The organism is Chamaesiphon polymorphus CCALA 037, assembly GCF_003003845.1.
GTDB classification, from domain to species: domain Bacteria; phylum Cyanobacteriota; class Cyanobacteriia; order Cyanobacteriales; family Chamaesiphonaceae; genus Chamaesiphon; species Chamaesiphon polymorphus.
The window spans coordinates 1-10,901 of record NZ_PVWO01000163.1 but is presented as its reverse complement, the minus strand read 5'-3'; the positions used below and the strand labels follow the sequence as shown (position 1 = coordinate 10,901).

11 protein-coding genes and 1 pseudogene are annotated in these 10,901 nt (G+C 47.3%); 6 read left to right on the top strand and 6 right to left on the bottom strand.

From position 1 onward, the window contains the following. The first annotated feature begins 20 nt into the window (after positions 1-20). On the top strand, positions 21-1,490 hold the full coding sequence (locus C7B77_RS13895) for a sensor histidine kinase (protein ID WP_245894189.1): 1,470 nt from the start codon (positions 21-23) through the stop codon (positions 1,488-1,490). Between the two features lie 77 nt (positions 1,491-1,567). Here the strand turns inward: C7B77_RS13895 and C7B77_RS13890 are convergent, their stop codons facing one another. After that, positions 1,568-2,236: an acetoacetate decarboxylase family protein gene (locus tag C7B77_RS13890; RefSeq protein ID WP_106305662.1), complete on the bottom strand. Its 669-nt coding sequence runs from the start codon at positions 2,234-2,236 to the stop codon at positions 1,568-1,570. A gap of 186 nt (positions 2,237-2,422) precedes the next feature. On the opposite strand from C7B77_RS13890, the gene C7B77_RS13885 reads away from it, so the two are divergent. Both C7B77_RS13885 and cysE read left to right on the top strand, forming a co-directional pair. Beyond that, positions 2,423-3,169 carry a DUF561 domain-containing protein gene (locus C7B77_RS13885; protein WP_106305665.1) on the top strand — a complete coding sequence of 249 codons (747 nt, stop codon included), beginning with the start codon at positions 2,423-2,425 and terminating at the stop codon, positions 3,167-3,169. A gap of 199 nt (positions 3,170-3,368) precedes the next feature. Next, entirely contained in the window at positions 3,369-4,124 is a 756-nt protein-coding gene (gene cysE, locus C7B77_RS13880; protein ID WP_106305659.1) for a serine O-acetyltransferase, read from the top strand. A gap of 41 nt (positions 4,125-4,165) precedes the next feature. Here cysE and C7B77_RS13875 read toward each other — a convergent pair whose 3' ends face one another. The 4 genes from C7B77_RS13875 to pyrH form a co-directional block, all read right to left on the bottom strand. Next, positions 4,166-4,705 (bottom strand): GIY-YIG nuclease family protein, encoded by a 540-nt coding sequence (locus C7B77_RS13875; protein WP_106305656.1) that lies wholly within the window; start codon positions 4,703-4,705, stop codon positions 4,166-4,168. A 45-nt stretch (positions 4,706-4,750) separates the two neighbouring features. Continuing rightward, positions 4,751-5,077 carry a hypothetical protein gene (locus C7B77_RS13870; RefSeq protein ID WP_106305653.1) on the bottom strand — a complete coding sequence of 109 codons (327 nt, stop codon included), beginning with the start codon at positions 5,075-5,077 and terminating at the stop codon, positions 4,751-4,753. Positions 5,078-5,193: 116 nt separating this feature from the next. Then, a complete protein-coding gene (gene frr / locus C7B77_RS13865) occupies positions 5,194-5,742 on the bottom strand; it encodes a ribosome recycling factor (protein ID WP_106305650.1) in 549 nt (182 codons plus the stop codon). Beyond that, positions 5,729-6,457: a UMP kinase gene (gene pyrH, locus C7B77_RS13860; protein ID WP_015160323.1), complete on the bottom strand. Its 729-nt coding sequence runs from the start codon at positions 6,455-6,457 to the stop codon at positions 5,729-5,731. The genes frr and pyrH overlap by 14 nt, the downstream gene beginning before the upstream one ends. 266 nt (positions 6,458-6,723) lie before the next feature. On the opposite strand from pyrH, the pseudogene C7B77_RS13850 reads away from it, so the two are divergent. Further along, positions 6,724-7,611 (top strand): annotated as a pseudogene (locus C7B77_RS13850) (AAA family ATPase); the annotation flags it as partial. A gap of 111 nt (positions 7,612-7,722) precedes the next feature. Continuing rightward, entirely contained in the window at positions 7,723-8,658 is a 936-nt protein-coding gene (gene cofG, locus C7B77_RS13845; RefSeq protein ID WP_106305642.1) for a 7,8-didemethyl-8-hydroxy-5-deazariboflavin synthase subunit CofG, read from the top strand. 101 nt (positions 8,659-8,759) lie between these two features. Here the strand turns inward: cofG and pgmB are convergent, their stop codons facing one another. Further along, complete coding sequence (gene pgmB, locus C7B77_RS13840) at positions 8,760-9,497, bottom strand: beta-phosphoglucomutase (RefSeq protein WP_219892149.1); 738 nt, start codon at positions 9,495-9,497, stop codon at positions 8,760-8,762. Positions 9,498-9,760: 263 nt separating this feature from the next. Between pgmB and C7B77_RS13835 the strand changes: the two genes are divergently transcribed. Beyond that, on the top strand, positions 9,761-10,768 hold the full coding sequence (locus C7B77_RS13835) for a YheT family hydrolase (RefSeq protein WP_106305635.1): 1,008 nt from the start codon (positions 9,761-9,763) through the stop codon (positions 10,766-10,768). Positions 10,769-10,901 lie beyond the last annotated feature (133 nt).

The window sequence follows — 10,901 nt, the reverse complement described above, 5'->3', positions numbered from 1 at the left end:
CTCCCCCTCCCCACTAGTTTATGTTCCAGACAACCCGCCGCCGTTTGGCCATTTGGTACACTACCGTCACCGCGATCGTGTTGCTGATTTTTGCAATGGGCATGTATATTTACGTGCGAGGTACCCTGATCGAGCGGATCGACGATACGTTAAATCATGTCGTTGAAGTCGTCAGTCGATCGATTTCGATCGAAAGAGTGCAGATGCCAGGGGCCACTGGCGAGTTACAGATTAATGTGGGGGAGAGTTTTCAGAATGATTCGGCTCGGCTCGACGACGATCGGATCGATCTGGAAGTTTTTAATCTCAGTGGTAAATTATTGTGGTCTACGCTCAAAGAACCACTCGATTTGCCAGTATGGATCGATCTCGATGGTGCCACCGTGCGCGTTGGTAACGATTCGCCCCAGGCAGGGCAAAACCAACGCATTCTCAGGCAAATTACCGCCCCAGTCAGTAGCATCGATGGCCGATTGGTGGGCTTTTTGAGGGTCAGTCATCCCTGGTTTGAAGTCACCAAACCGACTGAGCTACTAACGATCGATCTGACCATTGGGATCTGTTTGGTACTGACTAGCGTAGCCGCGATCGGTTGGTTCTTGTCAGGAATTGCGATCGAGCCTGTCAAAGCCTCTTATCAGCAGCTCAAACAGTTTACCGCTGATGCTTCTCACGAACTCCGCAATCCGATCGCGACCATTCAAACTAACGTCCAAGTAGCTCTAGGCGAAGAACCCCTAGCACCCCAGCAACGCCAACAGCTTCTGACGATCGAACGATTGACGCGGCGATTGGGTAAATTGGTGGACGATTTGTTATTTCTGGCGCGGCAAGATAGCAGCAACCTCGCACCGCAGTTGTGTTCTGTGCCGTTAGATGCCCTCCTGATGGAAACGATCGAAGAACAGCAGCTAGCCGCAATGGCGAGAGGAATCGCTCTGACACTAGAGATTGTCGATCCGATCGTCCCCCCCGAAGCAACAGACATCGATCCGTTCGGCATTATCGGCGATTGGGATCGATTGGCAAGGCTATTTACCAATCTCCTGACTAATGCCATTCAGTACACGCCACCCCAACTCGACGTAGCTAGCGGGTTGCCAGCGATCGGTCGATCGGAAATCAAAGTTCAACTCAAACAAATTTTGCGCCAAAATACCCCCTACTTGCAAGTCAAAGTTAGCGATACAGGTATCGGCATTCCCAACACCGCACTACCGCATTTATTCGACAGGTTTTATCGCGTCGATCCGGCGCGCGTGGCGACTGCTTCGGATGTCAGCAGTGGTTCTGGTTTGGGATTGGCGATCGTTCGATCGATCGTCGCCAGTCATCAGGGCGAATTATCGATCGATTCACAAGTCGATGTCGGTACGACGGTGACTGTGATTTTCAAGGCGGAAACGAGATCGCTACAGTTACAAACCAGAAGTGCTCCTCGTGGGTACCCGAAGATCTCCCCGATTAACGGTGAGGGCGATAAAACATAGTCAGATGTTAATGACTTTCGACCGCTCGACGATTCACAATAGCTATTGTCGAATGCGATCGGTCGGGGAGCTAGCTATTAATTCAAGCTTGCTTCACTCAGTAGCGAGTGAGCCGAGCCGACGATCGCGGGTGGGTTGGCTTTCAAATGAAGTCCATCGAATTGAACTGTAAATACAGGATCGCCCAAATCGATCGTCGCCAAGGGACTTGCTGCTGGAATATTTAGCCGAAATGGACTCCATTTTAGTGGAGCCTCAAGATTGCCTTGAAAAGCTAAAACATCTCGCTCTAAACCACCAAAAACATCAGCACTAACTTTGATTTTTTGCCACAAAGAAAGTGGTATTTCAATTGGAGATCGATCGACTCGACACAGTAGATTACGATCGTGCGATACCGAGATCTGTCGCTCGTCCCAAGTAAAATCAGCGAGCTGCTTTGGCAGTCCCCAAATATTTCTACCACCCTCAACAGATTGGGGGTTATCGACATAAATATGGGAAATCCAAGCTCCAATTTTGCCCCGATAGCGCACCAGAGCCGGAACCATAATTAATTCATGATACTGGAGAGTAGAATTGGGTTCGTAAACCGACAGATAAACGCTACCCACCGTTTTTCCTGGTAGTACGGAAACAATGTCAAAATCGAGCGGTACGAGTTGTTTGGCTGTCTCCACATCGATCGCATGAAAAGATTGCAGAGCAGTACCATATAGATGCCACGGAGCTGGAGGATAAGACATATCGATCGATAAGAGTCTTTACTTCTAATTATGACACCTAAATCGAACGGCCAGAATCTCGGTAAAATCTAGCGATCGAGCAAAAAAAGTCCGTAGCGAGGATCGTCGTGTTTACTTTAGTATCGGCGATTGTGTTCATTCCACCCGATCGATGTCAAAATGGTTCAGATAAAGATTTTCACAGTGATGAATATGTTGAATAGCCTGCAAACAGCCTTTGCTAGTAATCGAGTCCTCAAAGTCATCAGTGGGTTGAATAATTTCGATCGCGATCGAGTTGCCATGGTAGTCAGAGCGGCAGATCTCGGTGGTGCGACATTTATCGATATCGCTGCCGATCCCGAACTCGTGCGGATGGCGCGTCAGCTCACCAATCTCCCCATCTGCGTTTCTGCTGTCGAGCCAGAATTATTCGTTGCCGCTGTCGAAGCTGGTGCCGATCTCATTGAAATCGGTAACTTCGATAGTTTCTACGCTCAGGGCATCAGATTTGAAGCCGACGAAGTTTTAGCTCTAACCCAAGCTACTCGTGCCTTGCTGCCTCATATTACCTTGTCTGTGACCGTTCCTCACATCCTGACCCTAGACAAGCAAGTCGAGTTAGCCCAAGCTCTAGTCGCTGCGGGCGCGGATATCATCCAAACCGAAGGCGGTACCAGCAGCGCACCCAGCCATGCAGGTACTCTCGGTTTGATCGAAAAAGCAGCACCTACTCTAGCGGCTGCTTATGAAATCTCGCGCGCTGTTGAAGTTCCAGTCCTGTGTGCGTCGGGTTTATCCAACGTAACTGCTCCGCTGGCAATTTCCGCTGGTGCTGCGGGAATCGGCGTTGGTTCGGCAATCAACAAGCTTAACGATGAAATTGCCGCGATCGCCGTCGTGCGCAGTTTGGTAGAAGCTCTGGCTGCAACTCCAGTTGCGGTAAGAGGTTAGAGGAGTGGATGGGTGGATGGGTGGATGGGTAGCGATTCAAAGAACTTGTTCTCTAAACTACCCCCTTTCGCCTTTCCCCTAAAGCCTAAAGCCTAAAGCCTAAAGCCTAATCCCTCGATCCGGTAAACCCCCCTGACATCAAGGGACAAATAACAGCTAAAATGCCTAATAGACTACTAGCGATAATGGAACACTTGCCGTGCTTTCACAACTAATTGCTGACTTCCGCATCATCTTCGATCGCGATCCTGCCGCACGTAACTGGGTAGAAGTTCTCTTCTGCTATCCAGGGCTGCAAGCATTATCACTACACCGTTTTGCCCATTGGCTGTATGTCGTAGGGATTCCCTTTGTTCCCCGCTTCATTTCGCATTTAGCTCGATTTTTCACGGGGATTGAGATTCACCCAGGGGCAACGATCGGCAAGGGCGTATTTATCGATCACGGTATGGGTGTAGTCATCGGTGAGACTGCAATTATCGGCGACTACGCCTTAATTTATCAAGGCGTGACATTAGGTGGTACGGGTAAAGAGAGCGGCAAACGCCATCCGACGCTGGGCGAAAACGTCGTAGTTGGTGCGGGTGCAAAAGTATTAGGCAACCTGCAAATCGGTAATAATGTCAGAATTGGCGCGGGTTCGGTAGTGCTGCGAGACGTCCCATCAGATTGTACGGTAGTTGGCATTCCTGGTCGAATCTTATATCGAGCGGGCGAACGCGTGGGGCCATTAGAACACGGTAGCTTACCAGATACTGAGGCCGAAGTCATCCGCGCATTAGTCGATCGGATCGAGAGTTTAGAACAGCAAGTCCAGAAAATGCAAGTCGAACAAACTTGCAACGCGATCGTCCAAGGCATCGAAACTCCTTCCGCAGAAGATGTAGAATTACCGCCGAGTTGTCATCTAGAAGATCGAGTCATCCGCCAATTTTTAGATGGTGCGGGAATTTAGGTGTGAGTTGAGATCGTCTTTATTGAAGCGATCTCAGCAATCTATTTGAGGTCTAGTAAACCTTGCTCTTTGAGCTTGGGATTGAAGCGAATTTCGGTGTGAACGCCGCGCTGTTGAAGTGTGGCTAAGATGTTTTCTTCCACGCGGCGGGAGACTTGTTTGAGCAGCTTAATTTGAGCGACACCATCGAGATCTGCAAAGCTATCGCTTTCGGCGGCGGTCATGGCATGATGGGTAGAAATCGGATCTAACCATTGGGTACTATCTGCTCCATTACCAATGGGAATGCTACCATTTTCGGTAGTCCAGCTCGACTGAACATTTTCCAGAAATGTCCGATTCGGTCGATCGATCGTCGTTGCTTTTACCCAATAGCAAGATTCTGGCTTTCGGATTAAATGTTGCTTGAGACTTAAATAAATATCTCGCGAATAGCCGACAAATTGTAGGACTTGCGATTCATCAAAAATAGCATAAATACCAATCTTATTTTGGAGCTGTATCGGTAATTCTCCAGCATCATCAATATATGGTAAAAAATCCAAGCTCTCTAAACTTGGAATATCAGTACTTGATGACATAATTCTTCGATAGTTGATAGTTGATAGTTGATAAAAGCCTAAAACCTAATCGCTAATTTTTTGATAGATCGCACATAGCCGACTGGGTTGAAATATCTTAGCCGCAAACATAAAATTAGGCGGCACGTTAATAATTAGATATTCTGGCGACTGGTGATATCGTTCGATCTCGGCTGGCATTCCCTTGGGCGTACTCACACTATAAGGAACGGGCTGAAATAATATTTCGGTAAAAGTTAAGGATTGACAATTAGCTTGTTCGGCAACTTGTTGTAGAAACTTTTCACCAATTAGTAAGCCAAATAAGATTGATTGTGCTTGTGGATCGAGTGTAAAACTACCATCAAAGTTTTCAATTACTTTTATTTTCATAACTAAGTAGTTTGCGATCGCCGATCGATGTATACCGATCTATCAATTGGACATTAGAGTGAGTAGGAGAGGCTTCGCCCAACCTACTCGTGCGAGTACTTTAAATCGAGCCAGCGTTAGACTGTCATAATATCTTTTTCTTTTTCAGCCAATACCCGATCGATTTGAGCACCGTATTTATCGGTTAGTTTCTGAATTTTATCTTGAAGATCTTTAGATTCATCTTCAGAGATCTCGCTAGCCTTTTCTTGTTTTTTGACAAAATCGATCGCGTCGCGACGGATATTACGGACGGAAATTTTACCTTCTTCGGCGTACTTACTAGCTTGTTTGACAAATTCCTTCCGACGTTCGCCAGTCAGTGGCGGAATATTGAGCCGGATTGTCGAACCATCATTATTGGGAGTCAAGCCAATATCTGAGAGCGAAATTGCTTTTTCGATCGTGCTCATGCTACTGCGATCGAATGGTTGAATGGTAATCGTCGTCGAATCGGGCGTGCCGATATTTGCCAGCGACTTTAATGGCGTCGGCGTCCCATAATAATCGATCGTGACTCGATCGAGTAAGCTAGTACTCGCCCGTCCGGTGCGAATAGTATTAAACGAGCGTCCGACGGATTCCACCGCCTTCTGCATATGACCTTCGACATCAGCAAATTTCACAAGAACCACCTACAAAAGTACCAATTGTTTCACCCGCTACCACTCGCTGAATATTGCCCCGTTCAAATAAATTGAAGACGATAATGGGAATATTATTTTCCCGACACATGGCAATCGCCGTACTGTCCATCACCCGTAAATCCCGATCGAGAACGTGTTTAAAAGTCAAACTCTTAAACAGTTTGGCATCAGGATTGGTTTGGGGGTCTGCATCGTAGACGCCATCGACTTTGGTAGCCTTAAAAATCACATTAGCATCGATCTCAGCAGCACGCAGCGCGGCGGCGGTATCGGTGGTAAAGAATGGATTCCCAGAACCCGCTCCAAACACCACTACCCGACCTTTTTCGAGATGGCGAATGGCACGGCGACGGATATAGGGTTCGGCGACTTCCTGCATCGCTATCGCGGTTTGGACTCTGGTTTGTACCCCTTTCTGTTCTAACGCATCCTGAAGCGTAATTGCATTCATCACAGTGGCAATCATCCCCACATAGTCAGCCGTAGCTCGATCCATGCCTTTAGCGGAAGCTTTGACTCCACGGAAAATATTGCCACCACCAACGACGATGGCGACTTGAACACCACTAGCAACGACTTCGGCTACTTCTTGCGCGATGGCTTGGACGATCGTCGGATCGATGCCATAACCAAGATCGCCCATTAGGGCTTCCCCACTCAACTTGAGCAATACCCGTTGGTAAGTCGTCCCCATGTTGTTTATCTTCTCAACTCAAATTTTCTCCCATCCACAATAACAGGAAACGGCGATCGATAGTGAATAGTGGATAGTGAATAGTGGATAGTGGTTGGTGAATAGTGGATAGTGGTTGGTGAATAGTGGATAGTGGTTGGTGGATAGTAGCGAGCTAGTTGTTAAAGATCTGATTTTGAAGGCGATCTTACGCGCATTGCGCGCTAAACTCAATTGACGATTGACGATTGACGATCCACTATCCACTATCCACTATCCCCTCACTCATGGATTACTACATCGCGCCTGCATTCTTGGATAAATTAGCCGTCCACATCACCAAAAATTTTCTCGATCTACCTGGGGTAAAAGTGCCGCTGATTCTGGGCGTACATGGGCGTAAAGGCGAGGGAAAAACTTTTCAGTGTGAATTGGTCTTCGATCGGATGAAGGTGGAAGCAATCCACATTTCGGCGGGGGAATTGGAAAGTCCCGATGCAGGCGATTCGGCGCGGCTGATTCGGTTGCGCTACCGCGAAGCCGCCGAAATCATTAAGGTGCGCGGCAAAATGGCGGTATTAGTCATCAATGATATCGATGCTGGGGCGGGAAGATTCGACCAGGGGACTCAGTATACTGTCAATACGCAGTTGGTCAATGCTACGTTGATGAATATTGCCGACCATCCGACGAACGTACAGTTACCAGGTAGTTATGATTCGACACCATTACCGCGAATTCCGATTATTGTCACTGGCAACGACTTATCGACTCTCTACGCGCCCTTAATCCGCGATGGACGCATGGAAAAATATTATTGGGTGCCGACGCGTGAGGATAAAATTGGGATTGTCAGTGGCATATTTGCCCCAGATAATATTTCCGAGCGCGAAATAGTTAATTTAGTCGATCGATTTCCCGATCGAGCCGTCGATTTTTTCGCAGCGATGCGCGCTAGGATTTATGACGAACAAATTAGAGAGTTCATTCACAAAGTCGGCTTGGAGCGACTATCGATCGAAGTTGTCAATCCGGCATCTGGTATCAAACCCACTTTCCCGAAACCATATTTTACGCTCGCTCGGCTGATTGAATTTGGCAATCTATTAGTTCAAGAACAAAAATCCGTCGATGAAAGTAGATTGGTAGAAGAATACAATCGCATCCGCTATGGTGCGCCACCTAAATCTTTTTAGTACGAGACGGTGGAAATTATGCTGCAATTTCTGGATCCCAGCTCCCAGCCAAAATAGTAACTAGATTTACACTGTATCTTATCTATTTAGATGCCAATTATTACATACAGTCCGGCATACACGATCGTTCCGACTTATGAGTGTTTTAATCGCTGTAGTTACTGCAACTTTCGCGTCGATCCAGGTACAGATCTCTGGATGACACTCGATCGAGCAACTCAAATTTTGGCCGATCTTCAGGACAAGAATATTTGTGAAATCTTGATTTTAAGCGGCGAGGTGCATCCCCGATCTTCTCGCCGCCAAGCTTGGCTCGATCGGATTTATGAGCTGTGCAATCTAGCGTTAGAGATGGGATTTTTACCACATACTAATGCTGGCCCTTTGAGCTTTGAAGAAATGGAGAAATTAGCAGAAGTTAATGTATCGATGGGATTGATGTTAGAAGCTCTCGATCCAGCTTTGCTCGCTGGAGTGCATCGTCACGCACTGAGTAAATTACCCGCAGTTAGACTCGAACAACTCAATTGGGCTGGCAAATTAAAAATCCCATTTACGACGGGGTTACTATTAGGTATCGGCGAAGCTGAAGCCGATTGGGAAATTAGTCTCCAAGCGATCGCCGATCTTCACTGTCTCTGGGGACATATTCAAGAAGTAATCCTCCAACCTTATAGTCCAGGCAGCCAAGAAAGTTTTGCCGGATTGGGCTTTGACATTCAAAAGTTACCAGCAGTAATTAGTTTAGCCAGACAGATATTACCTATCGACATTACGGTTCAGATTCCGCCGAATTTAATTCCTAATCCCGATCTATTATTAACTTGTCTGACTGCGGGGGCGCGAGATTTAGGCGGCATAGTGCCTAAAGATGAAGTCAATCCCGACTATCATCATTTGCAGCTATCTGAACTAAATAGTTTACTCGCTAGTGCTGGTTGGGATTTACAGCCAAGATTGCCAGTTTATCCAGATCGAGTGCATTATTTATCCGATCGATTACAAGCTTATGTCCTTAAAAGTTGAAAGTTGCGACTGAAATCACACTCAAGAGTGCAGGAGCATGTGTTTGGATCGGGACAGAAAGCGAAAAGTGTGGTCTTGAGCTTTGCTTAAGACCACACTTTCTACCCTCCCGATTTGTGGTAATAATTAACCTTCTCCACAATATCCGCCCAACCGATGTCTGCTAAAGTCGGGAGGACTAAATGCGCTCGTGCCAAACGTTCGTAGGGGCCAACTCCTAAAACCCACATCCCAGCGGCCAAACCTGCTGCAATCCCTGCGGGGGCATCCTCGACGACCAAACAATTAGCTGGAGCGACACCCAGAGCTTCTGCTGCGTAGAGAAAGACATCAGGGCAAGGTTTGAGATTCGAGACACTATTACCATCAGCTAGGAAATCGAACAAATGCCGGATCTTTAGACGTTGTAAGACTATTTCGGCATTTTTACTCGATGAGCCGAGCGCAACTTTGATACCAGCGGCATGGAGTTCTACTAATAAATTACCAATACCGGGCAGCAGATTATCATAATTAAGTTCGTTAATTAGTTGAAGGTAGTAATCGTTCTTCCGGTTTAATAATAATTGCTGTTGAATCGGACTTAGCTTGCTAGCACGATCTCCCAATAGATATTGCAGTGCATCTTCACGATTGAGTCCGAGCATTCCCTCGTCGTGAGTGTGCTTATCGAAGGGAATTCCCTCTTCATCAGCTAATTGCTGCCATGAGAGGTAGTGATAGTAGACTGTATTAGCGATAACGCCATCAAGATCGAAGATGACTGCTGCGATATGTGGCTCGCGCTCCAGTTTATCCATAGCTATTTGATGTCGATCGACAATTATCTGTGCAACCACGATCGCTCCAGGTCGGATGTATACTCATTATGCCCTCAGATTGTCATTATCTTTGGGATCTCACGAGCGGTGTCTATTAACAATAACTAATCATTTTAGGCGTTGGTGGAGCCTCTGTCTTGTCTTGACGCACACAAACGGGAGGAAACCTCCGCGTGATTTCAGTCGCTCCTTTGGAGAATCGCTACTTTGCATAACATGCAAGTTTGAAGATTAAAATTAAATAAGTATGCTCCAAAATCTTTCATCCTGCCATTAAGACATTGAATCCTCAATATACACCGCCTTGGTGGCTGCAATCTGGTCTTTCGATGACACTCTATAGCGCGCTGCGAATGAGCCGCAACTGGGAAAAATATACGATCGAGCCAGAGCCAATTTATCAGGAGCACATTTTTAGTGGCGATGACGATGTGCCGATCTTTGGCATCTTTGCCATCCCCCCGAATCCTAAAGGGACGATCGTCGCTACCTACGGTATCACCGGAACTTTAGAGAACCAATGGTTTCTAAGGATCTTCGGTCGTAAGGCTTACGCCCAAGGTTATGCTGTCGTCTTATTTGACTGGCGCGCTCATGGCAAGACTGCTGAGTTATCGCCCCAACTAACTTCTGATGGTCTGCATGAGGGCGAAGATTTCGTCCGGATTGCCCGCCAATCGCTCCAGCTAGGCTGTCCGGCACCGATGTGGACGGTTGGGTATTCTTTGGGGGGTCAGTTGGCTCTATGGGGCGTTAAAGCAGGTCGTGACGTGCCAGAAATTGCTGGCGGTGCGGTTATTTGTCCCAGTCTAGAATCCGATCGATCTTTAACTTATTTGATGGCACATCCGGTGGGCAAGTACTTAGAGCGCGCGATCTCTAAAGAACTGCGAAAATTAGCTAGCGAGTTACATCGCTATCATCCTACCGAAATCGACCCAGCCGCGATCGAACGCGCGACGACTATTTGGGGATTCGATCGTGAATTGGTCATTCCCAGACTGGGTTTTAAGACGGTACGAGATTATTATGCGGCAACTAGTCCGTTATATTTTTTGGCAGATCTCAACAAACCCGTGTTGATTATTTATGCCGCTGACGACCCGCTATTCGATCCCACTCTAGTGCCAGAACTGTGCGCTATTGCCAGCAAGCAACCCCACATCGATCTCTTGCTCACACCCCACGGCGGACATGTCGGACATATCAGCAGCCAAGCTTGTCAAAAGTTAAATATCGATCGCGACCCCTGGTGGAGCTGGAATCGTATTTTAGAATGGATTCATTGACTTACTCCTCGGCATTAATGGGTGGATGGGTAATGAGTAATGGGTAATGAGTAATGAGTAATGAGTAAAAGAGCGATTCATTGTCCCCCAGTCCCCGTTTCCCAGTCACCCCGTCCCCCGTCCACCCATCCAC